Origin of the sequence: Streptomyces sp. NPDC102451, assembly GCF_044765485.1 — a bacterium.
Classification (GTDB): domain Bacteria; phylum Actinomycetota; class Actinomycetes; order Streptomycetales; family Streptomycetaceae; genus Streptomyces.
This window is the reverse complement of sequence record NZ_JBIWKD010000011.1, coordinates 62,735-87,548: the sequence shown is the minus strand read 5'-3', so window position 1 is coordinate 87,548 and position 24,814 is coordinate 62,735. Positions and strand designations below refer to the sequence as shown.

Below are 24,814 nucleotides of genomic sequence, written 5' to 3'. Positions count from 1 at the left end.
CCATGCCCATCGACCGCGACAAGGCGCTGACCGCGTCCCCGTCCGTACGCGAGATCCACTGGACCACCCGCGACGTGCTCCTCTACCACCTGAGCCTGGGCGCCGGTGCCGACGCGGCCACCGGCCCCGAGCTGCACCTGACCTACGAGAATGGCCTCGGCGTGCTGCCCACGTTCGCCATGGTGGCCGGCTCCGGGATCTCCGCGGGCGAGGCGCCCCCGCCCGGTCTCCACCTGCCGGGAATCGACGTCGACCTGCGGACCGTGCTCCACGCCGGCCAGGGCCTGCGGGTCCACCGGCCGCTGCCGGCCTCCGGCACCGCCACGCTCAGCTCGCGGGTCGCCGAGGTGTGGGACAAGGGCAAGGCCGCACTCGTCGTCCTGGAGTCCGCGGCCACGGGCCCCGACGGCGAACCGCTGTGGACCTCCACCACCCGCATCTGGGCGCGCGGCGAGGGCGGCTTCGGCGGGGAGCCGGGACCCGAGGAGAACCGGGCGGGACCCGACCGCCCCGCGGACACCGTCCTCTCCGTCACCACCACGCCCCAACAGGCCCTCTGGTACCGCCTCAACGGTGACCTCAACCCGCTCCACGCCGACCCGGAATTCGCCAGGGCGGCCGGCTTCGACCGGCCGATCCTGCACGGGCTCGCCTCGTACGGGCTTGTCTGCAAGGCCCTCGTCGACGGTGTTCTCGACGGCGACGTCACCCGGCTCACCGGCCTCGCCGTGCGCTTCTCCGGCCCCCTCGTCCCCGGTGAGTCCCTCGCCGTCTCCGTATGGCGTGAGGGCCCCGCCGACGACGGTACGGAGCGGCTCACGCTGCACGTGGCCTGCCCCGGCCGCGACGGCGCGCCCGTGCTCACCCACGCGACGGCGACGGTGACCGCGTCATGAACTCCTCCTCCGACGGGAACACCGCACCGGCCGCCGGCCTCCGTCTGGTCGCCGACCCGCACAAGGACGGTGTCGACGCGGCGGTCGCCGCGGCCCGCCGGGTGATGGACGCCCTGCTGCGCACCGGCGACGGGACGGGCGCCGACATGGATGCGATCGCCGAAGAACTCCACGCCGTCGCCGACCGGCTCACGGAGGACGCGCCCTCCGTCGAGGACCGCCTCGCCGAGATGTGGCGCGGCCAGGGCGTCACCCGGCACGACCCCGTCACCGGCCCGGAGAACGCCCTCGCACCGCCGCTGCACCTGCACGGCAAGGACGACGGCTCCATCGAAGGCGTCGTCACGCTCGGACTGCCCTACCAGGGACCGCCCGGCCATGTGCACGGCGGGATCTCGGCGCTGCTCCTTGATCACACGCTGGGCGTCGCCAACCACTGGGGCGGCACCTCCGGCATGACGGCGGAGCTGACCCTGCGCTATCTGCGGCCCACCCCGCTGTTCGAGCCCCTGACCGTCACCGGGCGCCAGGTCTCCGTGGACGGCTCGCGCATCCGCACGGTCGGCGAGATCCGGGCCGGCGGCCGCGTCTGCGTAACAGCGGAGGGGCTCTTCATCAACAAGCAACTGCCCAGGCCAAGTTGACGGAGGCGGAGTGATGGGGAACCTCGACGGAAAGGTCGCGGTCATCAGCGGCGCGGGACAGGGCGTCGGCCAGGGCATCGCGCTCGCCCTCGCCTCCGACGGAGCCTCGGTCGCCGCCGTCGGACGGACCGCGGCGAAGCTGGAGGCGACGTGCGAGCTCCTGCGCGAACGGGGGGTGAAGGCCGAGCCGTTCGTCCTCGACGTACTGGACACGGACCGGATCCCCGCCGTGGTGGAGGAGGTCGCCGAGCGCTTCGGCGCCATCGACATCCTGGTCAACAACGCCTACACCGGCTGTTACGGACCGCTCCTGTCGCTCGGCGACGAACAGTTCCGACGGGGCTTCGACAGCGGCCCGTTCGCGGCGTTCGCCTTCATGAAGGCCGCGCATCCGTACCTGAAGCGTGACGGCGGCGGCTCCGTCGTCAACCTCGTCACCTCCGCCATGGTCCGCTGGGACCTGAGCACCTACGGGGCATACGCGGCGGCCAAGTCCGCCCTGCGCTCCCTGACCAGGGCCGCCGCCAACGAATGGGGCCGCGACGGCATCAGGGTCAACGCCGTCGCCCCGCACGCCGTCTCACCCGCGTACGCGGGCTGGCAGGCCGCCCACCCGGAGGAGGCCGCCGACTTCTGCGCCTCCATCCCGCTCGGATACGTCGGCGACTGCGAGCAGGACATCGGGCGGGCGGTGGCGATGCTGTGCGGCCCCGACGCCCGCTATCTGACGGGCGCCACGGTGCCCCTCGACGGCGGCCAGGCCAACTTCGGCGGCTGACCGCACCGGGCCGGGGCGACCCCGGCCCGCGCACCGCCCCGCCGGGCGCGCCGCGCACCCGCGTGGCCCGCCCCGTACCGACACCGGCAGACCCGGCCACCGGGTGAGAGGGACCGACGTTGCCACACCAGACGATTGCCGACCTGCTGCTCGCCCGGGTGGGGGACGACCACCCCGGCCTCCTGACCCGTGACCGGTCCTGGACCTGGGGGGAGGTCGTCGAGGAGAGCGCCGCCCGGGCCGCCTGGGCCCTGGAGCTGCGCGCCGACGGCCCGTTCCACATCGGCGTACTCCTGGACAACGAACCCGAGTACGTCTTCTGGCTGGGCGCGGCGGCCCTCGCCGGCGCGGCCGTCGTCGGCATCAACCCGACCCGCCGCGGCGCCGAACTGGAGCGGGAGGTACGGCACACCGACTGCCGGGTGATCGTCACCGACCGGGCCGGCGCCGCCCTGCTCGACGGACTCGACACCGGGGTCGACCCGGACCGCTTCCTCGTCGTCGGCACACCGGAGTACGGGGAACGCCTCGCCGCGCACCCCCGGCTGCCCGCCCCCGCCCCGGACGTCACCGCCGCCACCCGGATGCTGCTGCTCCTGACCTCCGGCACCACCGGCACGTCGAAGGCGGCGATCTGCTCGCAGGGCCGGCTCGCCGCGCTCGGTGCGGCCAACAGCGCCAAGTACGACATCACCCGCGAGGACATCTGCTACTGCCCGATGCCGCTGTTCCACGGCAACGCGCTGATGGCCCTCTGGGCCCCCGCCCTCACCGCGGGCTCCACCATCGCCCTCACCCGCAAGTTCTCCGCCTCCGGCTTCCTGCCCGACGTACGCCACTTCGGTGCCACCTACTTCACGTACGTCGGCAAGGCCATCGGCTACATCCTGGCCCGCCCCGGGACTCCCGAGGACGCCGACAACCGGCTCACCCACGCCTTCGGCACCGAGGCCTCCCCGGAGGACGCGGCCCGCTTCCTGGACCGCTTCGGCTGCCGCCTCGTCGAGGGCTACGGATCCAGCGAAGGCGCGGGCATGCTCAAACGGGTCCCCGGCGCACCCACGGGCGCGCTCGGCATGCCCGCCCGGGACGGCGTCCGCATCGTGCACCCCACGACCCGGGCCACCTGCCCGCCCGCACGCCTCGACACCTACGGCCGGGTGCGCAACCCGGAGGAGGCCATCGGCGAGATCGTCGACACCGAGGGCGCCGCCCGCTTCGAGGGCTACTACAACAACGAGGCGGCGAACGCCGAACGCGTCCGCCACGGCTGGTACTGGACCGGCGACCTCGGTTACGTCGACGAGGCCGGCTGGTTCTACTTCGCGGGCCGCTCCGGGGACTGGATCCGCGTCGACGGCGAGAACATCTCCGCCCTCCTCACCGAACGCATCCTGCGCAGGCACCCCGGTGTCGTCGCCGCGGGAGTGTTCGGCGTGCCCGATCCCCGCTCCGGCGACCAGGTCATGGCCGCCGTGGAGGTGGCTTTCGGCGCCCGCTTCGACGACCTGGACCTGCCCGGCTTCCTGGACCGGCAGGAGGACCTGGGCACCAAGGGAGCACCCCGCTTCGTCCGTGTCTCCCACGCGCTGCCCACCACCGGCTCCAACAAGCTGCGCAAGAAGGAGATGCAGCTGGACGGCTGGCGCACCGACGACCCGGTGTACCGCTGGGCCGGCCGGGGGCGGCCCTCGTACACACCGATGACCGACGAGGACAAGACCGCGCTGCGCGGCGAGTTCCTGGCCAACGGGCGTGCCCGCTTCCTGCCCTGACGGGGCGCCGGCTTGCGGCCGATCACGGACCACCGCGGCACCGACCAAGGAGAACCACACATGCAACTGCGCGAGAGCGCCGCGCACCTGGAGCTGCGGCGGGAACTGCGGGCGTACTTCTCGGGCCTGATGCCCGAGGACGAACGCCGCCGCGTCGGCGAGGAGGGCGTGGGCGGCGACCGCTTCCGCGAGGTCGTCAAGAGGCTCGGATCCGACGGGTGGCTGGGCATCGGCTGGCCCACCGAGTACGGCGGCCAGGGCCGGCCGGTCGAGGACCAGTACGTCTTCTTCGACGAGGTCCAACGGGCGGGCCTGCCCTTCCCGTTCGTCACCGTCAACACCGTCGGCCCGACCCTCATGGCCCACGGGTCCGAGGAGCACAGGAAGCGGTTCCTGCCCGGGATCCTCTCCGGCGACATCGTGTTCGCGATCGGCTACACCGAGCCCGGGGCCGGCACCGACCTCGCCTCGCTGACCACCCGCGCCGTCCGCGACGGCGACACCTATGTCGTGGACGGCAGCAAGATCTTCACCAGCGGCGCCAACACCGCCGACTACGTGTGGCTCGCCGCCCGCACCGACCCGGAGGCCCCCAAGCACAAGGGCATCTCCATCCTGATCGTGCCCACCACCGACGACGGCTTCTCCTGGAGCCCCATCCGCACCGTCGGCGGCATGGTCGTCACCGCGACGTACTACAGCGGGGTACGCGTCCCGGCCGGTGACGTCGTCGGCGACGTGGACGGGGGCTGGCGGCTGATCACCGCCCAGCTGAACCACGAACGCATCGGACTCGCCGCCCTCGGCGGCCGCATGATCCAGCTGTGGGAGCGGGTCCTGGAACGGTCCCAGGAGGACGGCACGGCCGAGATCCCCTGGGTGCGGCAGGAGTTCGCCCGTACGTACGCCCGGCTGGAGGCGATGCGGCTGATGAACTGGAAGATGACAGCCGCCGTCGCCCGTGACGCCCTGACCGGAGCCGACGCGGCAGCCGCCAAGGCGTACGGCACCGAGACCCACATCGACGTACAGCGCGGGCTGACCCAGATCCTCGGCGCCGCCGGGCGCATCCGGCCCGAGTCGCCGGGCGCCGCCCTCGCCGGCCAGATCGAACAGCTCTCCCGGCAGGGCATCGTGAACACCTTCGGCGGCGGCGTCAACGAGATCCTGCGCGACATGGTCGCCACCCAGGGCCTCGGCCTGCCGCGCAAGGGACGTGGCGCGTGACGACCGAACAGCGGCTGCCGGAGTACGAGGACCGGCTGCAGGCCTTCACCGGACGCGAACTCCGCGCCCCCGCACCGTGCCAGGACCCGGTCAACCAGCCGATGATCAGGCACTGGGCGGAGGCGATGGGCGACACCAACCCGGTGTACACCGACCCCGCGGCGGCCCGTGCCACCGGCCGGGAGGGGGTGGTGGCGCCCGCATCGATGGTCCAGGCGTGGACGATGCGCGGTTACGCGGCCACCGTCGACCCACCGCCGGACGGCGGGGCCGGCGGCTCCGACGAACTCCTCGCCCTGCTCGACGAGGGCGGCTACACCTCCGTCGTGGCGACCGACTCGGAGTTCACCTTCCTCCGGGAGCTGACACCGGGGGACCACGTCGCCGTACGGGAGACCGTCGAGTCGGTGTCGGGGGAGAAGAGGACCAAGCTCGGCACCGGACGGTTCGTCACCACCCTCAGGACGTACACCGACCAGCACGGCGCGACCGTCGCCACACAGCGCTGGAGGACACTGAGGTTCCGCCCCGAACCGGCCGCGCCCGCCCCCGCGCTGCGCCCCCGGCCCGCGGTCAACCGCGACAACGCATTCTTCTTCGACGGCGCGCAGCAGCACCGGCTGCTCATCCAGCGCTGTGCCCGGTGCGCCGTCCTGCGCCATCCCCCGGGGCCTTGCTGTCCCGCATGCCGGTCGCTGGAGTGGGACTCCGTCGAGGCCTCCGGCCGCGGCGAGGTCTACAGCTTCGTCGTGAACCACCACCCGAGGCACCCCGCCTTCGACTCGCCGTACCTCGTCGCCGTCGTCGAACTTGCCGAGGGCACCCGGCTCGTCACCGGCCTGACCGGCGTCGCCCCCGAGGACGTGACGATCGGCATGCCCGTGGTCCTCGACTGGCTCGACGCCGACCCCGACCTGACCCTGCCGGTGTTCCGGCCCGCCCCGACGGAGGTGCCCTGATGGATTTCTCCCTGGGAGAAGAGCTCGAAGCGGTACGTGACCTGGCGCGGGAGATCTTCTCCGACCGGGCCACACCCGAGCGGCTGCGTGAGGTGGAGACCTCGCCCGGCCGCGTCGACGAACGGCTGTGGGCCGACCTCGCCACCGCAGGGCTGCTCACCGCCGTCCTGCCCGAACGCGACGGCGGGGCGGGGCTCGGCACGGCGGGGCTCTGCGTCCTCCTGGAGGAACAGGGACGGCACGTGGCCCCGCTGCCCCTGTGGCCCGCGCTGACCGGGGCGCTCGCCGTGGCCGCCCACGGCACGGGAGCGCAGCGCGCGGCGGTGCTGCCCGCCCTCATGGACGGGACGGGCCGGCTGACCGTCGCCCTGGAGGAGTTCGCCACCGCCGACCCCCTCGCGCCCCGTACGACCGCTGTCGCCGACGGAGCGGGATGGCGGCTCAGCGGGCTCAAGGCGGTGGTGCCCGCCCCCGCAGGAGCGCGGCACGTCCTGGTGACCGCGGCCACCGGCACCGGGACCGGACTCTTCCTGGTCGCCCCGGACGCCAGGGGCGTGAGCTGGGAGTACGCCGAGACCACCAGCCTCGACATGAGCGCGCACCTCACCCTTGACGGCACCCCGGCCGAGGCCGTCGGCACACCGGGCGGCGGGGCCGCCGCCCACCTCGTACGGAACGCCTCGGTGGCGCTGGCGGCCGTCCAGGCCGGCGTGGCCGACGGGGCACTGCGGCACGCGGCCGGCCATCTGCGCGAGCGCGAGCAGTTCGGCCGTCCGCTGGCCACCTTCCAGGCCGTGCAGCACCAGCTCGCCGACTGCTACATCGACATCGAGGCGATGCGGGTCACGCTCTGGCACGCGGTGGACGCGCTGGCGGAGCCCTTCGACGAGGGGAGCGCCGACCGTGCCGTACTGGTCGCCAAGTGGTGGGCCACCGAAGGGGGCCTGAACACCGTCCACCGGGTGCAGCACGTGCACGGCGGCATCGGCGTCGACACCGACTACCCGGTGCACCGCCACTTCCTGTGGGGCAAGCAGATCTCCACCACCCTGGGCGGCGCGGGCGCCGACCTCGAACGTCTCGGGACCCTGCTGGCCGGAGCGGCGGTGCGCTCATGACCCGGAGCCCCGGCACCCTCCCGCCCTCCCGCACCTATGACGAGGTGGCCGTCGGCGACGTGATCCCCGAGCTGGTGGTCCCGGTCACCCGCACCCTGATCGTCGCCACCGCCCTCGCGAGCCGCGACTACCAGGACGTGCACCACGACCCCGAACTGGCGCGGCGACGCGGCTCCGAGGACATCTTCATGAACATCCTGACCAGCAACGGCCTCGTCGACCGGTACGTCACCGGCTGGGCCGGCCCCGCCTCCGTCGTCAAGGCGATCCGGATCAGGCTCGGTGCCCCCAATTACCCCGGCGACACGATGGTGCTCACCGGCACGGTGACCGCGAAGGACGATGTGGACCGCCGCGTCGAGATAGCGGTCACCGGCACCAACAGCCGGGGGGCGCATGTCACCGGGAGCGTGTCGGTGCGGCTGCCGGGGGAGGACCGATGAGCGCCCTCCCGCTGTCCGGGGCCGCCGCCGTCGTCGGGATCGGCGCCACGGAGTTCTCCAAGCACTCGGGGCGCAGCGAACTCCAGCTCGCCTGCGAGGCCGTGCTCGCCGCCCTCGCCGACGCGGGCCTCGAACCCGCCGACGTCGACGGCCTCGCCACCTTCACCGCGGAGACCAACTCCGAGATCCACGTGGCCCGTAACACCGGGATGGGCGACCTCACGTTCTTCTCCCGCATCGGGTACGGCGGCGGGGCCGGCTGCGCGACCGTGCAGCAGGCGGCCATGGCCGTGGCCACCGGGGTGGCCGACGTGGTCGTCTGCTACCGGGCGTTCAACGAGCGCTCCGGCGAGCGGTACGGGCTCGGGCAGGCCGACCGTCCCATGGACACCAGTGCCGACCGTGCGGCCTACGCCTGGATGACCCCGTTCGGGCTGAGCACGCCCGCCCAGTGGGTGGCGATGTTCGCCCGCCGTTATCTGCACGAGTACGGCGCCACCACCGACGACTTCGGCCGTGTGGCGGTGGTGGACCGCAAGCACGCCGCGAACAATCCGGCCGCCTGGTTCCACGGCCGCCCCATCACCCTCCAGGACCACCGGGACTCCCGCTGGATCGCCGAGCCGCTGCGGCTGCTGGACTGCTGCCAGGAGACCGACGGCGGTCAGGCCCTGGTGATCGTCTCCGCGGAACGCGCACGTGACCTGGCGCACCCGCCCGCGGTGATCCGCTCGGCGGCCCAGGGGCTCGGAGCCGACCAGCACATGATGACCAGCTACTACCGGCCCACCATCACCGGCATCCCCGAAATGGGCCTGGTCGGGCGCCAGTTGTACGGCCTGAGCGGACTCGGCCCCGATGACATCGACGCGGCCGTCCTCTACGACCACTTCACCCCGCTGGTCCTTCCGCAACTGGAGGAGCTGGGCTTCTGCAAGCCGGGAGAGGCGAAGGACTTCATCGCCGACGGCCATCTGGAGCTCGGCGGCCGGCTGCCCTTCAACACCCACGGCGGGCAGCTCGGCGAGGCGTATCTGCACGGCATGAACGGCATCGCCGAGGGCGTCAGGCTGGTCCGCGGCACCTCGGTCAACCAGCCGGCCAGGGCCGACCACGTCATGGTCACCGCCGGCACCGGAGTGCCCACCAGCGGACTGATCCTGGGGGCGGACCGATGAGGGTGTCCCCCTGGCAGGGGCGCGCCCTCGGCACCCGTACGGTCTCCTGGACCGCACGTGACGCGATCCTGTACGCGCTCGCGGTCGGCGCCCCGGCGGACCGGCTCGACCTGGTGTACGAGGAGCGGCTGCGGGTGCTGCCCACCTTCGCGCTCACCCTGGCGCAGTGGGCGCCCGACGCGCTCGGCGCGCTGGGAGCCTTCGACGTCACCACGGCGGTGCACGGCAGCCAACGTCTGCTGGTGAAACGGCCGTTGGAGGCGTCCGGCGAGCTGACGACCTCGGCGCGGGTGGCCCGGGTCCGGGACAAGGGCTCGGCCGCGGTCTTCGATGTCGAGGTGTCCTGCGCGTACTTCACGGCGACCTGGTCCCTCTTCGCCCCCGGCGCCGGAGGCTTCGGCGGTGAACGCGGTCCGTCCGCGCCGCGCAGCCCCGACCGGCCGGCCGAGCACACCTGGACCGTGGCGACGCACTCCCGGCAGGCGGCGCTCTACCGGCTGCTCGGCGACCGGCACGCCATGCACATCGATCCCGCCGCCGCGAAGGCGGCGGGGATGCCCCGGCCCTTCCTGCACGGGCTGTGCACCCTCGCCGCGAGTCTGCTGCCGCTGGCCGACGGCCTCGGCGTACACCCGGCCGCCCTGGTGGAGCTGGACGCCCGGTTCGCCGCGCCGGTGTTCCCGGGCGACCGGCTCACCCTGCGCGGCTGGGACGGCACACCCCGGGGCGCCGCCGTCCGCTTCGAGGCCTCCACCGCCGGAGACCGTCCGGTGCTCTCCGGCGGCCACGCCCGGTTCGCCCCCGACACGCCCTCCGAGAAGGAGACCCCCGATGCTTGAACCCGCACTGCGTACGGAGGCCGCCGAGGTGCTGTGGGCCGCCCAGCGCGACCGGACCCCGGTCGAGCCGCTGACCACCGCCTATCCGTCCATCGACGCGACCGACGCCTATGAGATCCAGCTGATCAACATCCGCCGGCAGCTTGCCGAGGGGCGCACCGTGAGCGGACACAAGGTCGGCCTGTCCTCGAAGGTCATGCAGCAGATGATGGGCGTGGACGAACCCGACTACGGCCATCTGCTCTCGGACATGGTGCTGGCCGAGGGGACCCCTGTCGGGACGGACCGCTACTGCTACCCCCGTATCGAGGTCGAGATCGGGTACGTGCTCGGCCGGAGCCTGCCCGGGGAGGGATGCACCACGGCGGACGTCCTCGCGGCCACCGAGTACCTCGTCCCCTCCATCGAACTCATCGACAGCCGGATCAAGGACTGGCGGATCGCACTCGCCGACACCATCGCCGACAACGCGTCGTCCGCCGGGGTGATCCTCGGCTCCGCCCGGGTCCGCCCGGCCGACCTGGACCCGGCCGACATCGCCGCCACGCTGTACCGGAACGGCGAGGAGATCGCCGCCGGCCACACCAGCGCGGTGCTCGGCGACCCCACCGAGGCCGTCGCCTGGCTGGCCCGCACGGTGGCGTCGTACGGCGTGGAGCTGGAGGCCGGACACGTCATCCTGCCGGGGTCGTGCACCAGGGCCGTGGACGTGCGGCCGGGGGAGACGTTCCGTGCCGAGTTCGAGGGGCTCGGCTCCGTCATGGTCGGCTTCGCCCACTCAACGGGACAGCACCCACGCGAAAACTGAAATCAATACTAGTTTCGGTGCCGGGCGCACCCCAGCGGGCACATCCCTGGGGTGCGCCCGCACATCCATACGCCCGACGGAACACGGGAGAGGCACACCATGAGCTCGACGAACACCCTGGAGGGGCGCACCGCCGTCGTCACCGGTGCCGGAGCGGGCCTCGGCCGCGCCGAGGCGCTGGCGCTCGCGGGGCTCGGCGCCAATGTGGTGGTGAACGACGTCGGTCCGTCGGCCGGCGAGGTGGCCGCCGAGATCAAGGCCCTCGGCGCCGGGGCGGTGGCGGTGACCGGGGACGTCGGCGACTGGTCCATGGGCGACCGCCTGGTCCAGGCCGCCGTGGAGAGCTTCGGCGGCCTGGACATCGTCGTCAACAACGCGGGCGTGCTCCGCGACAGGATGCTGTTCAACCTCACCGAGTCCGACTGGGACGACGTCATCCGCGTCCACCTCAAGGGCCACGCCGGTGTCTCCCGCGCCGCGGCCGTGCACTGGCGCGCGGCGAGCAAGGCCTCCGGCACCCCGGTCTACGGGCGCGTGGTCAACACCTCCTCCGAAGCCTTCCTGTTCGGCTCCCCGGGCCAGCCCAACTACTCCGCCGCCAAGGCCGGCATCACCGCACTGACGCTGGCCACCGCGCAGGGCCTGGCCCGCTACGGGGTGCGCGCCAACGCGATCTGCCCCCGGGCCCGCACCGCCATGACGGCGGACGCCTTCGGCGAGGGCGTGGACGCACCGGGCGGCCTCGACATCATGGCCCCCGAGCGGGTCGCCGCCCTCGTCGCGCACCTGGCCTCACCGGCCGCCGACGGGATCAACGGCCAGGTCTTCGTCGTCTACGGAGACATGGTCGCCCTGCTGGCCCCGCCCACCGTGGAGCAGAAGTTCACCGCCGCCGACGGCGCCTTCACCCCGGAGGAGCTGGACGCTCAGCTGACTCCGTACTTCAGCGAACGAGACCCGCACCGGAGTTACGCCGCCTACAGCGTCGCCGGACTCGACACCACGGGTACGCAGCAGACGCCGTGAACCGGCCGGTGGATCCGGCCGGGGCGCCTGCCGCCGGCCGGGTCAGCCGCCGTCCGGCCCCGGCGCGAGCAGCAGATGGCACGCCGTCCGCAGGTCGGCGTCGGCCTTCTCCGGGGAGAGCCGCTCGTTGAGCCGGGACTGCAGCACCCCGTACCAGAGCAGGATGAGCAGCCGCAGACGGGCGATGTGGTGCTCCGTGGGCCGCTCCACCCCCCAGGCCCGCCCCAGCAGGTCGATGAACCCCGAGTCGATCCGCGCCAGGTCCGGAACGGTCGAGGCACGGGCGGCGTTCGCCGACTGGATCATCGCGGTGGCGAGGGCCGGCCTGCGCAGCAGATTGCGGGTGGCGCTTCTCAGCGTCTCGAAGACGGCGTCCTCCGGGGAGGTGCCCTCCGCGCGTTCGGGCACGCGCGCCGCGAACCCCTCGATCCGGTCCGCCATCAGCGCGGTGAACAGATGGGTCTTCGACGGGAAATAGCGGTACAGGGTGCCGATCGCGACCCCCGCCGACTTGGCCACCTCGTGCATCTGCACCCGATCGAGGCCTGCCTCCGCGGCACGGTCCGCCGCCACCTTCAGGATGCTCTGACGACGTGCGCGCTGCCTCGGCGAACTGGGCTCGGCCCCCGCCCTGGCCTCGGCGATCCTGGGCACGCTCTCACCCCCTGGCGCTCGGTTCGTGTCAACGGTCGCTCAGACAATACGCCGGGCCGGGCCCCGCGTCAGGCGCCGTCCCACCGCCGTACCGGTCAGCGGGACCGGGCCGCCCGAGCCGCCCCGGAAACGGTCTGCTGAGGCCACACACCACCGAGCGGCAGGAGGCACACCCATGCGGGACGGCCGGCAGGAATGGGACGCCACCCACGACGTGATCGTCGTCGGGTCCGGTGCCGGAGCGATGACCGGGGCCCTGACGGCCGCCCGGGACGGCCTCGACACCGTCGTACTGGAACGGACGGCACTGCTCGGCGGCACCTCCGCCTACTCCGGGGCCGCCTGCTGGCTGCCCGGCACCCAGGTGCAGGACCGGGCCGGCCTCGACGACTCCACCGAGGCGGCCGGACGCTATCTGCGGGCCCTGACCGGTGACGCCGAGGCGGAACTCCAGGACGCCTTCCTGCGGCACGCGCCCGAACTGGTCGCCCGGCTGGAGGAGGACCCGGCCGTCGAGTTCGAGTGGCGCGCCTTCCCCGACTACGTGGCCGCCCCCGGACGGATGGACGCCGGACGCTCCGTCGTCCCGCTCGACCTCGACCCGGGCCTTCTCGGCGACCTGCTCCCCCTCGTACGCCCGGCGATCGACCGGGACCGCGCCGGGCAGGGACACCCCGACGCACCGCTGACCGCGGGCCGCGCCCTGATCGGCCGTCTCCTGCTCGCCGCGACCCGCACCGGCCGGGCGCACATCCGCACCCGGCACCATGTCACCGGGCTGGTCACCGAGGACGGCTGGATCACCGGCGTCGAGGCCCGGACGCCGCACGGCACCGTCCGGGTGCGGGCCCGGCGCGGCGTACTGCTGGCCGCGGGCGGCTTCGAGGGGGACGACACGCTGCGCGGCGAGCACAAGGTGCCGGGCGGCGCGGCGTGGAGCATGGCGCCCCGGGGAACCAACACCGGGGAGGTGCTGCGCGCCGCCGTCGCGGCCGGCGCCGCCACCGGGCTCATGGACGAGGCCTGGTGGTGCCCGGGTACCGAACTCCCCGACGGATCCGCCGCGTTCACCCTCGGGCTGCGCGGGGGCCTGGTCGTGGACGGTTCGGGACACCGGTTCGCCAACGAGTCACTGCCGTACGACCGCATGGGCCGCGCCATCGCCGCCGCCGGGGGAGCGGAGTCGCCCGTCCACCTGGTCTTCGACTCCCGGGAGGGCGGTGCGCTGCCCGCCATCACCGTGCCCCCCACCGACCCCGCGGACCACCTGGCGGCCGGCACCTGGGTACGGGCGGACTCGCTTCCCGAGCTCGCCGCGCTCATCGGCGTACCGGCCGGTGCTCTGACGGACACCGTCGCCCGGTTCAACGGCTTCGCCGCCACGGGCACCGACGAGGACCACCACCGTGGAGAGGACCCGTACGACCTGTTCTTCGCCGCCACCGGGAACGCCCCGGGGCCCAACCCCTGCCTGGTCCCGCTCGACCGGCCGCCGTACTACGCGGCCCGGCTGGTCCTCTCGGACCTCGGCACGAAGGGAGGGCTCCGCACGGACGCCCATGCCCGTGTCCTCGCCGCGGACGGCCGCCCGCTCCCCGGCCTGTACGCCGCCGGGAACACCAGCGCGTCCTTCACGGGCCGTGTGTACCCGGGACCCGGTGTGCCCCTCGGCTCCGCCATGGTCTTCGCCTCCCTGGCCGTCCGGCACATGACGGGGCGGTCCGGCCGCCCGGCCTGACCCGCGGCGGCCGACGAGGCATCCCGGCCAGTGGGATCCCCGGAGGCGCCGCTCAGGACGGGCGTTCTACGGTCACGGCACCGCCGGCCAGGAAAGAGGTACTTGATGCTCGACAGAAGCGTGTACGGACCGTGGGCGGTCGTCGCCGGAGGGTCCGAGGGGGTCGGTGCCTCGTTCGCCCACCAGCTCGCGGACGCCGGGATCAACCTGGTCCTGATCGCCCGCAGGCCCGGCCCGCTGGAGGAGACCGCCGACCGGGTACGCGCCAGGGGTGTCGAGGTCCGCACGCTCGCGCTCGACCTGCTCGACCCCGGGGCCCTCGCCTCGGTCCGCGCGGTCACGGACGGTCTGGAGATCGGTCTGCTGATCTTCAACGCGGGCGCCAACAGCTACGGCCATGAGTTCGTGTCCGGCGACCTGGCCCGCGTCCAGGGCGTCCTGGACCTGAACATCACCGCACAGCTGGCCCTCACCCACCACTTCGGCGCCCTGATGAAGGAGCGGGGGAGGGGCGGCATCATGCTCGTCGGCTCGCTCGCCGGCTACCTGGGCCAGGCGCGGATCGGCGTCTACGCGGCGGCCAAGGCCTTCAGCCGGGTCTTCGCCGAGAGCCTGTGGCTGGAACTCGCCCCGCACGGCGTGCACGTGCTGGAACTCGTCCTGGGCGTGACCCGGACCCCCGCCATGGAGCGTGCGGGGCTCCGCATGGACCTGCCCGGGCTGCGCGTGGCGGAGCCGGACGACGTCGCCCGGGAAGGGCTGGAACACCTGGCCGACGGCCCGGTGCGGGTCGCCGGCGGAAACGCGGAGACCGCCAGGAAGCGCAGCGGCTTCCCCCGCGCCGAGCTGGTGCTCGGCGCCCACGAGGCATCCGCGCGCCTGCTGCCCCGGCCGTCCTGATGGGCCGTCAGAACATCTGCTCCGGAAGCCCGTTCCCGGTGGGCGGACCGACCGAGGCCGAACACCCCCTCACCATCCCCGCCACCCTCGAACGCGCCGCGGCCCGGCACCCCGGCCGTGAGGCCGTCGTGGACGGTGACGTACGGCTGACCTGGGCGCGGCTGCACGACCGGGTACGGGCGGCCGTGCGGTCGCTGATCGCCCTCGGCATCCAGGCAGGCGACCGCGTCGCCGTCTGGGCACCCAACAGCCATCACTGGGTGGTGGCCGCGCTCGCGACCACCTCGGCCGGGGCGGTGCTCGTCCCCGTCAACACCCGCTACAAGGGCGCCGAGGCACGCCACCTCCTGGAACGCAGCGGAGCACGGCTGCTGTTCGTCGAGAACGGCTTCCTCGGCAACGACTACCTGTCGATGCTGACCACCGGCGACGGGGGAGCGGCGGAGCCCCGGCCGGCCGCACTGGAGCGGGTGGTGGCACTCGACGCCACCCCGCCGTCCGGCACCCTGCCCTGGGAGGAGTTCCTCCGGCACGGTGCGCGCCTGCCTGAGGCCGAAGCCACCGCACGCATCGCCGCCGTACGCCCCGACGACCCCTCGGACCTGCTCTTCACCTCGGGAACCACCGGCCGGCCCAAGGGCGCCCTGACCACCCACCGGCAGAACCTCACCACCTACCGGGCCTGGTCCGGCCGCACCGGGCTCACCGGCGACGACCGCTACCTCGTCATCAACCCGATGTTCCACTGCTTCGGCTACAAGGCAGGGGTGCTGGCCTGCCTCGTACGGGGCGCCACGATGGTGCTGCAGCCGGTTTTCGACGTACAGCGGGCGCTCCGGGCCGTCGAGACCGAGCGGATCACCGTCCTGCCCGGCCCGCCCACGATTCACACCGGACTGCTGGACGCGCCGGGACGGGACCGCTTCGACCTGTCGTCGCTGCGGCTCGCCGTCACCGGAGCGGCCGTCGTGCCGGTCGCCCTCGTCCGGCGGATGCGTGCGGAACTCTTCCCCGAGGTGCTCACCGCCTACGGCCTGACCGAGAGCTGCGGCACGGTGTCCGTGTGCTCCGCCGCCGACGACGACGAGACCGTGGCCCTCACCGCCGGGCGCCCCGTCGACGGTGTCGAGGTACGCGTGGCCGGGCCCGGCCGGGAACCGCTGCCGGCCGGACAGGACGGCGAGATCCTGGTACGCGGCTACAACGTGATGCTCGGCTACCTCGACGACCCGGAGGCGACCGCCGCGGCCGTCGACCCGGACGGATGGCTGGCCACCGGGGACGTCGGCCACCTCGACGCCCGAGGCAACCTGGTCGTCACCGGCCGGCTCAAGGACATGTTCGTGGTCGGCGGATTCAACGTCTACCCGGCCGAGATCGAGCAGGTGCTCGCAGGTCACGAAGCCATCGCCGAGTCCGCCGTGCTGGGCGTCCCCGACGCACGGCTCGGCGAGGTCGGACGCGCCTACGTCACGCCTCGCCCGGGCACCAGGCCCGACCCCGAGACGCTCGTCGGCTACTGCCGGGAGCGGCTCGCCAACTTCAAGGTCCCGCGCGAGGTCGTCGTCCTCGACGACTTCCCGCGCAATGCCACCGGCAAGGTGGACAAGAACGCCCTGCGCACGATCTGAGCCCGGCGAGGGCATGGAGGTACGGACGGATGGACAACAAGGTTCTGGAGTCGGTACGCGCCCTGCTTCCGGCCATCGGCAAGCGGGCGGCCGCCACGGACGAGGCGCGGCGCATCCCGGACGCCACCGTCCGCGAGCTGGCCGGTGCCGGTGTGTTCCGGATGCTCCAGCCGGCCCGGTACGGCGGCCTGGAGAGCGACCCGGTCGACTTCTACAAGGTGGTGCGGGAGATCTCCGCGGCGTGCTGCTCCACGGGCTGGGTGGCGTCCGTCCTGGGCGTCCACCCCTGGCAGCTGGGCCTGTTCCCCGAGCAGGCGCAGGAGGACGTGTGGGGCGAGGACCAGGACACGCGTGTCTCCTCGTCGTACGCCCCGGTGGGCCGGCTCACCCCGGTCGACGGCGGCTACGAACTCAGCGGCCGGTGGAGTTTCTCCTCGGGCTGCGAGCACGCCTCGTGGGCGCTGCTCGGCGCCCTCGTCGTCGGGGCGCAGGGACGGCCGGTGGACTTCCTCACCGTCCTGGTGCCCCGGTCCGACTACCGCATCGAGGACATGTGGGACGTGGTCGGGCTCCGCGGCACCGCCAGCAACGACATCCTCGTCGAGTCGGCGTTCGTGCCCGCCCACCGGGTGCTCCGCAACTACGAGCAGGCGCAGCTGAAGGTGCCGGGACAGCAGGTCAACCCGGGGCCGCTGTACCGGCTGCCGTTCGGCGCGATCTTCACCAGCGCCATCACCGCCCCCGTGATCGGGGCCGTCTCGGGCGGCTACGCGTCGTACGTGTCGCGGATGAAGGAGAGGGTACGGCTCAGCCTCGGCGGCGGCAGCTTCACCGAGGACCCGTTCGCCCAGGTCGCCATCGCGCGCGCCGCCTCCGACATCGACGCGACGGTCCTCCAGATGGACCGGAACCTGCGCGAGCTGTCCGAACTCGCCGCCGCCGGGCAGGAGATCCCCATGGAGCTGCGGCTGCGCACCCGGCGCGACCAGGTGCGGGGCACCGAACGGGCCGTCGCCGCGATCGACCTGCTCTTCAAGACCGCGGGCGGCAACGCGCTGCGTCGCGGCAACCCCGTCGAGCGTGCCTGGCGCGACGCCCACGCGGGCAGCGTCCACGTCGCCAACGACGTGGAGAGGGCCCTCGCCATGTACGGGCGCGGGGCGTTCGGCCTGACCGTCGAGGACAACCTCGTCTGAGGCGGCCCGGCCGGCCGGAGAACTGGTTCGGTCCCGGACCCCCGCGGGGGTCCGGGACCGAACCAGTTCTCACCGCACCCCGGAGGCGCCCTTCGCGGCGAGCCAGCGGGCGGGGAACTCACCGCCGCCGTGCACCGCCAAATCCGCGCCGTTGACGTACGCGGACAGGTCGCTCGCCAGGAACAGACAGGCGCGGGCCACGTCCTCGGGCACCGCCATCCGCTCCATCGGGATGACGCGGGCCACCGACGCCCCGCCGTCGGCGCCGTAGACCGACGCCGCGCTCTCGGTGCGGATCAGCCCCGTGGTGATGTGGTTGACCCGGACCGCGGGTGCCCACTCCAGGGCCAGCGCCCTGGTGAGGGCCAGCAGCCCGGCCTTGGCGGCCGTGTACGCGGCCGTCCCGGGCTGCGGGGTGTGGGCGGAGACACTGCCGATGTTGACGACCGAACCCCCGCCGTCCTGGGCCGCCATGACACGGTGGGCCGCCTGTGCCACATAGAACGGCGCGAGCAGATTGAGCGCGACGATCTTCTCGGCGAAACGCGGCGAGACCGTGGCCGCGTCGGCGTCCGGGGAACCGCCCGCGTTGTTGACGAGTACGTCGAGGCGGCCGAAGCGCCCCACCATGGTGTCGACCAGCGAGGCCACGGCCGTGGGGTCGCGTACGTCGGCCGGGACGAAGACCGCCTCCCGGCCCCCGGCCGAGGGCGGTGCCCCCGGCGCGTTCCGGCCGCAGACCACCACCTCCGCACCCGCGCCGAGGAACGCCCCGGCGATGGCGGCACCGATGCCCTTGGTGCCGCCGGTGACGAGCACGACGCGTCCGGTGAAGTCCAACGGGTCGCCGATGTCCATGTGTTCAGGCCTCTCTGTCGGCTGGGCGGACGGTGCTCAGTGCGTGGTCAGGCCGAGCCCGGCGGCGAGCCGCTCCCGATGGTGCGCGGGCGGGCCGAACAGCTCGCCCGATCCGTGCGCCCGCTTGAAGTACCGGTGCGCGTCGTGCTCCCAGGTGACGCCGATCCCGCCGTGCAGCTGGATCATCTCGCCGGCCACCGCCGAGAACGCCTCTGAGCAGACCGACTTGGCGACGGCTGCCGCCCGCGGCAGCGCACCCGGGTCCTCGTCGGCGGCGAACGCCGCACCGAGCGCCGCCGAACGCGCGGACTCCACCAGGACGTAGGCGTCAGCCAGCCGGTGCTTGACGGCCTGGAACGAACCGATGGAGCGGCCGAACTGCACACGCTCCCTGGCGTACTCCACGGTGAGTTCCAGGCAGCGCCCCGCGGCGCCGGCCTGCTCCGCGGCGAGTGCCGCACACGCCAGGTCCCGTACGTGCTCCAGGGCACGGCCGCCGTCGCCGTCCGCACCCAGCAGGCGCCCCTCGGCGCCCTCCAGGGCCCACCGGGCCTGGCTCCTGGTCCCGTCCATGGTCACGACGGGGGCGCGCGACACTCCGGGAGCGTCCACCGCCACCTCGAAGAGCGACACCCCCGCCGGTGTCCGTGCCGCGACGAGCAGCACGTCCACCCGCGGCCGGTCCAGCACGTGTTCCTTGGCCCCGGTGAGCAGCCAGCCCCCGCCGGGGCCGCCCGGGACCGCCTGGGCACGCACCGCCGCCGGGTCCCAGGAACCCCGCTCGGCCCAGGCCAGCGCACCCACCGAGGTGCCCTCGGCGAGCCCCGGCAGCAGCCGCCCGCACGCCTCCTCGTCACCGGAGGCGAGCAGCGCCCCGGCGGTGAGCACCGCCGATCCCAGGTACGGCACCGGGCTCAGACTCCGCCCCAGCTCCTCCATCAGCACATGGACGTCCCGCGCGCCGCCGCCCGCGCCGCCGTACTCCTCGGGTACGGCGAGTGCCGCCACGCCCATCTGCGTGGTCAACGGCAGCCACGCAGAGGCTCCTTGATGGCGCGTCAGCAGCGAGCGTACGGCCGACCGCAGCTCGTCCTGCTCCTCAGTCAGCCTCATCAGGGCTGCTCCCCTCGGTGTCGGGTCAGCCGGCCAGGACGCGGGCCCGGCACGCGGCCGGAGTGCCCCAGGCGTCGCGCAGCGGGCGTGCCTTGCGGATCCACAGGGACAGGTCGAGTTCGTCGGTGTAGCCCACGGCCCCGTGCAACTGGAGGGCCGTGCGCGCCGCCCCGTACGCGGCCTCGCCCGCCGTGACCTTGGCCGCGGCGGCATCACCCCCCGCGTGGTCCTCGCCCGCGGCGAGCGCGAGCGCCGCCCCGTGCACCAGCGGCTCGGCGAACTCCAGGGCCACCAGGGTGTCGGCCAGCCGGTGCTTGACCGCCTGGAAGGAGCCCACGGCCACGCCGAACTGGGTGCGCCGGGAGACGTATTCGACGGTACGGGCCAGCAACTCACGGCCGAGTCCGAGCGCCTGGGCGGCGGTGACCAGGGCGGCCACATCGGCGGCGTACGCGGCCGCCGCGGCCACCGCGGGCCCCTGGGCGAGGACCGCCCCGCCGCGCGGCCGCGACAGCCGCCGCGCGGGATCGGCCGAGGGCTGTACGGGCCCGGGGCCGTCGGCCAGGCGCAGCGTGTCGCCGTCCACCACGAACACCGAGTCGGCCGCGTCGGCGTCCAGGGCGTACGGGCCGAGGGAGGTGAGGCAGAGGGAGGCCACGGTCACGCCCGAGGCGATCCCCGGCAGCCGGGCGGCGGCCACGTCGTCGTCGAGCCGGCCGAGGAGAGCGGCCGCCGCCACCGTCTCGACCAGTGGGCCGGGCACCGCATGGCGCCCCAACTCGGTGAAGGTCACCGCGAGTTCGACGGGCAGCACACCGAAGCCCTCGTACCGCTCCGGCACGGCGAGGGCGAACACCCCGGCCCCGGCCAGCCGGCCCCAGACGGTCCGTCCCGGGCCCTGGTCGCCGTTCGACCACGCCCGTATCGCGGCCGGGGTGTCGCAGGAGTGGAGCAGACCGTCGAGGGAACGGGCGAAATCCCGCTGCTCGGCGTCCAGGGAGAAGCGCATCACCGGCGTCCCTTCGGCAGGCCGAGCAGCCGCTCGGCGATGATGTCGCGCTGGATCTCGTTGGTGCCCGCGTAGACGGGGCCTGCCAGGGAGAAGGTGTAGCCCTCGGCCCAGCTTCCGTGGGCGGGCGAATCGGGCGCGTGGTCGGCGAGTTCGCCGTACGGGCCGAGGAGGTCGAGCGCCGTCTCGTGCAGGGCGATGTCCAGCTCGGACCAGTAGATCTTGTTGAGGCTGGAGGCCGCCCCGGCGGGCCCGCCCTCGTCGTGCAGCAGGCGCGAGGCGCCCGCGTACGAGAACAGCCGGTAGGCGCGGGCTCCGATCACCGCGTCGGCGACCCGGTCCCGCAGCGCCGTGTCGGCCGGGTCGCCGTGCTCGCGCCACAGGGCGGTCAGCCGGTCGGCGGCAGCCGTGAAACGCCCGGGACTGCGCAGGGTGAGGCCGCGTTCGTTTCCGGTGGTGCTCATCGCGACCCGCCATCCCTGCCCCGGCTCGCCGATGACGTCCTCGTCGGGGACGAACACCTCGTCCAGGAAGAGTTCGGCGAAGGCCGGCTTCCCGTCGAGCCGCCCGATCGGCCGCACCGTGACACCCTCGGCGTCCAGCGGGAACATCAGGTACGTGAGCCCCCGGTGCGGCCGGTCCGCGTCCGGGTCGCTGCGGAACAGCCCGAAGGCCCGGTCGGCGAAGGCGGCCCGGGACGACCAGGTCTTCTGGCCGCTGAGCAGCCAGCCTCCCTCGGTCCGCACGGCCGTCGACCTCAGCGAGGCCAGGTCGGAACCGGCCTCCGGCTCGGACCAGGCCTGCGCCCAGATGACCTCACCGCGTGCCATCGCGGGAAGGACCCGGGCCCGCTGTTCCGCGGTGCCGTGCTCGAAGAGCGTCGGGGCCAGCAGACTGACGCCGTTCTGGCTGACCCGGCCGGGAGCACCGGCGGCGTAGTACTCCTCCTCGAAGAGCAGCCAGCGCAGGATCGAGCTGTCCCGCCCGCCGTACTCCTCGGGCCAGGAGACCGCCGACCAGCGGCCGGCGGCCAGCGTGGCCTCCCAGTCCCGGTGGGCGGCGAAGCCCTCGGCGGTCTCCAGGGACGGCAGGGGGACGGCCGGGACATGGGTGGCCAGCCACTCGCGTGCCTCGGTGCGGAACGCCTCGTCGGCCGCGTCGACTTCGAGGTCCATCAGCCGCCCGCCTTCTTCATCGCCCGGATGTCCATGCCGCCGAGCGCGTCCGGTGCGGTCGCGGCGTTGTGGGCGTGCGCCAGGTGGTGCAGGCCGAACACCGAGTCCAGGCCGGTGTGCAGGCCCTGCAGGTCCTCGGCCTGGTTGACGGCACGCTTGGTCAGGGCCAGACCCAGGCGCGGCATCTCGCCGATGCGCAGCGCCAGTTCCCTCGTGCGCTCGGCCAGTTCCTCGCGGGGCACGACCCGGTTGACCATGCCGACCTCGTACGCCCGCCGGGCGCTCATGCGGTCGCCGGTGTAGAGGAACTCCTTGGCGATCCGTGGCGGCATCACCCAGGGGTGGGCGAAGTACTCGACACCGGGGATCCCCATCCGGACCACGGGATCGGCGAAGAAGGCGTCCTCCGACGCCACGATCAGGTCGCACACCCAGGCGAGCATCAGACCGCCCGCCACACACGCGCCCTGCACGGACGCGATCACGGGCTTGGGCAGCTCCCGCCAGCGGCGGCACATCCCCAGATACACCTCGGACTCACGGGCGAAGCGGCTCTCCGCGCCCTCCTTGTCCGAGTGGTCCCACCAGAGCCCCGCCCTGCGTTCGAACGGGAGATGGGCATCCCGTCCGGGGGTGCCGATGTCATGGCCGGCGGAGAAGTGCTTGCCCGCCCCGGCCAGGACGACGGTCCTCACCTCGCTGTCGTCGGCCGCGCGGTAGAACGCCCGGTCCAGGGCGTAGGTCATCGCGGAGTTCTGCGCGTTGCGGTAGTCGGGCCGGTTCATGGTCACCGTCGCGACCGGGCCCTGCTTCTCGTAGCGCACCGGTTCGTCGTGGGCAGCGGGCATCGGCCCCTCCTTCCCTAACAAGTGTTTGGTAGATTAACGTACCCCCATGAGCAGCGTCGAGGAGTTCCGCACCGAGATCCGCGGCTGGCTGGCCACCCACCTCACCGGCCCCTTCGCCGATCTGCGCGGCCGCGGCGGGCCGGGACGCGAGCACGAGGCCTTCGCCGAACGGCTCGCCTGGGAACGGCACATGGCGGCCGAGGGTTGGACCTGCGTGGGCTGGCCCGAGGAGTACGGGGGCCGGGGCGCGACCATCGAGCAGCAGGTCGCCTTCCACGAGGAGTACGCCCTCGCCGACGCGCCCGCACGCGTCAACCACATCGGCGAGCAGCTGCTCGGCCCGACCCTGGTGGCGTTCGGCACCCCCGAGCAGCGGGCCAGGTTCCTGCCGCCGATCGTCGCCGTCGAGGAACTCTGGTGCCAGGGCTACAGCGAGCCCGACGCCGGCTCCGACCTGGCGAACGTACGGACCAGGGCCGAGCGGGACGACCGGGGCGACTGGGTGGTCACCGGGCAGAAGACCTGGACCTCACTCGCCCAGGACGCCCAGTGGTGCTTCGTCGTCGCCCGCACCGAAACGGGCTCCACCCGCCACGCCGGCCTGTCCTATCTCCTGGTGCCGCTCGACCAGCCCGGCGTGGAGATACGGCCGATCCGGCAGCTGACCGGCACCTGCGAATTCAACGAGGTCTTCTTCGACGGCGCCCGCACCCACGCCGGCCACATCGTCGGCGAACCCGGCGACGGCTGGCGGATCGCCATGGCCACCCTGGGCTTCGAACGCGGGGTGTCCACCCTCGGACAGCAGGTCGGCTTCCGGCGCGAACTGGAAACCCTCATCGGCCTGGCCCGGCGCAACGGCGCGGCCGACGACCCGCTGATCCGCGACCGCCTGGCCCGCGCCTGGACAGGGCTGGAGACCATCCGGTGCAACGCCCTGCGCATGCTCGACGGCGTGGCGGCCGGCGCCCCCGGCCCCGAGGCGTCCATCGGCAAGATCTTCTGGGCCACCTGGCACCGCGAACTCGGTGAACTGGCCATGAGCGTCCTGGGCGCCGGCGGCACGGTCGCCGCCGGGGAACCGTACGACCTCGACGACTGGCAGCGGCTGTTCCTCTTCTCCCGCGCCGACACCATCTACGCCGGATCCAACGAGATCCAGCGCAACATCATCGCCGAGCGCGTCCTCGGCCTGCCCAAGGAGAACCGCCCGTGACCCAAGCGCCGCCCTATGCACCGGGGCACTCCCTCCTGGACGGCCGCACCGCGGTGATCACCGCCGCCGCGGGCGCCGGGATCGGCGGAGCGACCGCCCGCAAATTCCTCGAGGAGGGCGCCCGGATCGTCATCGGCGACGCCCACGAACGCCGCCTCGGGGAGAGCGCCGCCGCCCTCGCCGAGGAGTTCGGGGCGGACAACGTCGCCGCACTGCCCTGCGACGTCACCGACCAGCGGCAGGTCGACGCCCTGTTCGCGCTCGCCGCCGAACACCACGGCGGCCTCGACATCGTCGTCAACAACGCGGGACTCGGGGGCACCGCCGACCTCGTCGACATGACCGACGAGGCATGGTCGAAGGTCCTCGACGTCACCCTGAACGGAACCTTCCGCTGCACCCGCGCCGCCCTGCGCCACCTCGGGGAACAGAACACCGGAGGTATCGTCGTCAACAACGCCTCCGTCATCGGCTGGCGAGCCCAGCGCGGTCAGGCCCACTACGCCGCCGCGAAGGCCGGCGTCATGGCCCTCACCCGGTGCGCCGCCCTGGAGGCCGCCGACTTCGGCGTACGCGTCAACGCCGTGGCCCCGAGCCTCGCCATGCACCCGCACCTGGTCAAGGTCACCACACCGGGGCTGCTGACCGAACTCACCGGACGCGAGGCGTTCGGCCGGTACGCCGAACCGTGGGAGATCGCCAACGTCATCGTCTTCCTGGCCAGCGGATACTCCTCCTACATGACCGGGGAGACCGTCTCCGTCAGCAGCCAGAGAGCATGAAGA

Annotated in this window: 24 protein-coding genes; 18 read left to right on the top strand and 6 right to left on the bottom strand. The window is 73.3% G+C overall.

The annotated features are described in order from the left end of the window. Positions 1-2 precede the first annotated feature (2 nt). From ACIRD8_RS23795 to ACIRD8_RS23740, 12 genes are all read left to right on the top strand, one after another. A complete protein-coding gene (locus ACIRD8_RS23795) occupies positions 3-896 on the top strand; it encodes a MaoC/PaaZ C-terminal domain-containing protein (RefSeq protein ID WP_403994949.1) in 894 nt (297 codons plus the stop codon). Continuing rightward, a complete protein-coding gene (locus ACIRD8_RS23790) occupies positions 893-1,540 on the top strand; it encodes a PaaI family thioesterase (RefSeq protein ID WP_403994946.1) in 648 nt (215 codons plus the stop codon). Before ACIRD8_RS23795 ends, ACIRD8_RS23790 begins: the two co-directional genes overlap by 4 nt. A gap of 13 nt (positions 1,541-1,553) precedes the next feature. Beyond that, positions 1,554-2,318 carry an SDR family NAD(P)-dependent oxidoreductase gene (locus ACIRD8_RS23785; protein ID WP_403994943.1) on the top strand — a complete coding sequence of 255 codons (765 nt, stop codon included), beginning with the start codon at positions 1,554-1,556 and terminating at the stop codon, positions 2,316-2,318. A 119-nt stretch (positions 2,319-2,437) separates the two neighbouring features. After that, positions 2,438-4,093 (top strand): AMP-binding protein, encoded by a 1,656-nt coding sequence (locus ACIRD8_RS23780; RefSeq protein ID WP_403994940.1) that lies wholly within the window; start codon positions 2,438-2,440, stop codon positions 4,091-4,093. A gap of 60 nt (positions 4,094-4,153) precedes the next feature. Further along, the gene (locus ACIRD8_RS23775) at positions 4,154-5,320 is read left to right on the top strand and encodes an acyl-CoA dehydrogenase family protein (RefSeq protein ID WP_403994937.1); all 1,167 of its coding nucleotides are present in this window, start codon (positions 4,154-4,156) and stop codon (positions 5,318-5,320) included. Beyond that, positions 5,317-6,279 (top strand): bifunctional MaoC family dehydratase N-terminal/OB-fold nucleic acid binding domain-containing protein, encoded by a 963-nt coding sequence (locus tag ACIRD8_RS23770; RefSeq protein WP_403994934.1) that lies wholly within the window; start codon positions 5,317-5,319, stop codon positions 6,277-6,279. Before ACIRD8_RS23775 ends, ACIRD8_RS23770 begins: the two co-directional genes overlap by 4 nt. Further along, positions 6,279-7,397 carry an acyl-CoA dehydrogenase family protein gene (locus ACIRD8_RS23765; protein ID WP_403994931.1) on the top strand — a complete coding sequence of 373 codons (1,119 nt, stop codon included), beginning with the start codon at positions 6,279-6,281 and terminating at the stop codon, positions 7,395-7,397. The genes ACIRD8_RS23770 and ACIRD8_RS23765 overlap by 1 nt, the downstream gene beginning before the upstream one ends. Next, on the top strand, positions 7,394-7,840 hold the full coding sequence (locus tag ACIRD8_RS23760; RefSeq protein WP_403994928.1) for a MaoC family dehydratase: 447 nt from the start codon (positions 7,394-7,396) through the stop codon (positions 7,838-7,840). Before ACIRD8_RS23765 ends, ACIRD8_RS23760 begins: the two co-directional genes overlap by 4 nt. Further along, positions 7,837-9,018, top strand: coding sequence for a lipid-transfer protein (locus tag ACIRD8_RS23755; RefSeq protein WP_403994925.1), 1,182 nt, complete (start codon positions 7,837-7,839; stop codon positions 9,016-9,018). The genes ACIRD8_RS23760 and ACIRD8_RS23755 overlap by 4 nt, the downstream gene beginning before the upstream one ends. Beyond that, positions 9,015-9,857, top strand: a complete 843-nt coding sequence (locus ACIRD8_RS23750) for a MaoC/PaaZ C-terminal domain-containing protein (protein WP_403994922.1) — start codon at positions 9,015-9,017, stop codon at positions 9,855-9,857. Before ACIRD8_RS23755 ends, ACIRD8_RS23750 begins: the two co-directional genes overlap by 4 nt. Next, on the top strand, positions 9,850-10,665 hold the full coding sequence (locus tag ACIRD8_RS23745) for a 2-keto-4-pentenoate hydratase (protein ID WP_403994919.1): 816 nt from the start codon (positions 9,850-9,852) through the stop codon (positions 10,663-10,665). The genes ACIRD8_RS23750 and ACIRD8_RS23745 overlap by 8 nt, the downstream gene beginning before the upstream one ends. A gap of 99 nt (positions 10,666-10,764) precedes the next feature. After that, on the top strand, positions 10,765-11,691 hold the full coding sequence (locus ACIRD8_RS23740) for a 3-oxoacyl-ACP reductase (protein WP_403994916.1): 927 nt from the start codon (positions 10,765-10,767) through the stop codon (positions 11,689-11,691). Between the two features lie 42 nt (positions 11,692-11,733). Here ACIRD8_RS23740 and ACIRD8_RS23735 read toward each other — a convergent pair whose 3' ends face one another. Continuing rightward, positions 11,734-12,345, bottom strand: a complete 612-nt coding sequence (locus tag ACIRD8_RS23735) for a TetR family transcriptional regulator (RefSeq protein WP_403994913.1) — start codon at positions 12,343-12,345, stop codon at positions 11,734-11,736. A 175-nt stretch (positions 12,346-12,520) separates the two neighbouring features. On the opposite strand from ACIRD8_RS23735, the gene ACIRD8_RS23730 reads away from it, so the two are divergent. From ACIRD8_RS23730 to hsaA, 4 genes are all read left to right on the top strand, one after another. Further along, positions 12,521-14,083, top strand: a complete 1,563-nt coding sequence (locus ACIRD8_RS23730) for an FAD-dependent oxidoreductase (RefSeq protein ID WP_403994910.1) — start codon at positions 12,521-12,523, stop codon at positions 14,081-14,083. Positions 14,084-14,188: 105 nt separating this feature from the next. Next, a complete protein-coding gene (locus ACIRD8_RS23725) occupies positions 14,189-14,983 on the top strand; it encodes an SDR family NAD(P)-dependent oxidoreductase (protein WP_403994907.1) in 795 nt (264 codons plus the stop codon). A 38-nt stretch (positions 14,984-15,021) separates the two neighbouring features. Continuing rightward, entirely contained in the window at positions 15,022-16,614 is a 1,593-nt protein-coding gene (locus ACIRD8_RS23720; RefSeq protein ID WP_403994905.1) for a FadD3 family acyl-CoA ligase, read from the top strand. A 29-nt stretch (positions 16,615-16,643) separates the two neighbouring features. Further along, positions 16,644-17,810 (top strand): 3-hydroxy-9,10-secoandrosta-1,3,5(10)-triene-9,17-dione monooxygenase oxygenase subunit, encoded by a 1,167-nt coding sequence (hsaA, locus tag ACIRD8_RS23715; protein ID WP_403994902.1) that lies wholly within the window; start codon positions 16,644-16,646, stop codon positions 17,808-17,810. Between the two features lie 69 nt (positions 17,811-17,879). On the opposite strand, the gene ACIRD8_RS23710 is transcribed toward hsaA, so the two are convergent. Genes ACIRD8_RS23710 through ACIRD8_RS23690 form a run of 5 tightly spaced genes read right to left on the bottom strand, consistent with a single transcriptional unit; the run spans position 17,880 to position 22,813 of the window. Then, a complete protein-coding gene (locus ACIRD8_RS23710) occupies positions 17,880-18,668 on the bottom strand; it encodes an SDR family oxidoreductase (RefSeq protein ID WP_403994899.1) in 789 nt (262 codons plus the stop codon). 36 nt (positions 18,669-18,704) lie between these two features. After that, the gene (locus ACIRD8_RS23705) at positions 18,705-19,781 is read right to left on the bottom strand and encodes an acyl-CoA dehydrogenase family protein (RefSeq protein ID WP_403994896.1); all 1,077 of its coding nucleotides are present in this window, start codon (positions 19,779-19,781) and stop codon (positions 18,705-18,707) included. 25 nt (positions 19,782-19,806) lie between these two features. Beyond that, positions 19,807-20,790 (bottom strand): acyl-CoA dehydrogenase family protein, encoded by a 984-nt coding sequence (locus tag ACIRD8_RS23700; RefSeq protein WP_403994893.1) that lies wholly within the window; start codon positions 20,788-20,790, stop codon positions 19,807-19,809. Then, positions 20,790-21,965: an acyl-CoA dehydrogenase family protein gene (locus ACIRD8_RS23695; RefSeq protein ID WP_403994890.1), complete on the bottom strand. Its 1,176-nt coding sequence runs from the start codon at positions 21,963-21,965 to the stop codon at positions 20,790-20,792. The genes ACIRD8_RS23700 and ACIRD8_RS23695 overlap by 1 nt, the downstream gene beginning before the upstream one ends. After that, positions 21,965-22,813, bottom strand: coding sequence for an enoyl-CoA hydratase (locus ACIRD8_RS23690; RefSeq protein ID WP_403994887.1), 849 nt, complete (start codon positions 22,811-22,813; stop codon positions 21,965-21,967). Before ACIRD8_RS23690 ends, ACIRD8_RS23695 begins: the two co-directional genes overlap by 1 nt. 46 nt (positions 22,814-22,859) lie before the next feature. Between ACIRD8_RS23690 and ACIRD8_RS23685 the strand changes: the two genes are divergently transcribed. Together ACIRD8_RS23685 and ACIRD8_RS23680 are read left to right on the top strand one after the other, a co-directional pair. Then, a complete protein-coding gene (locus ACIRD8_RS23685) occupies positions 22,860-24,029 on the top strand; it encodes an acyl-CoA dehydrogenase family protein (protein ID WP_403994884.1) in 1,170 nt (389 codons plus the stop codon). After that, the gene (locus ACIRD8_RS23680; RefSeq protein WP_403994881.1) at positions 24,026-24,811 is read left to right on the top strand and encodes an SDR family oxidoreductase; all 786 of its coding nucleotides are present in this window, start codon (positions 24,026-24,028) and stop codon (positions 24,809-24,811) included. The genes ACIRD8_RS23685 and ACIRD8_RS23680 overlap by 4 nt, the downstream gene beginning before the upstream one ends. The last annotated feature ends 3 nt before the right edge of the window (positions 24,812-24,814 follow it).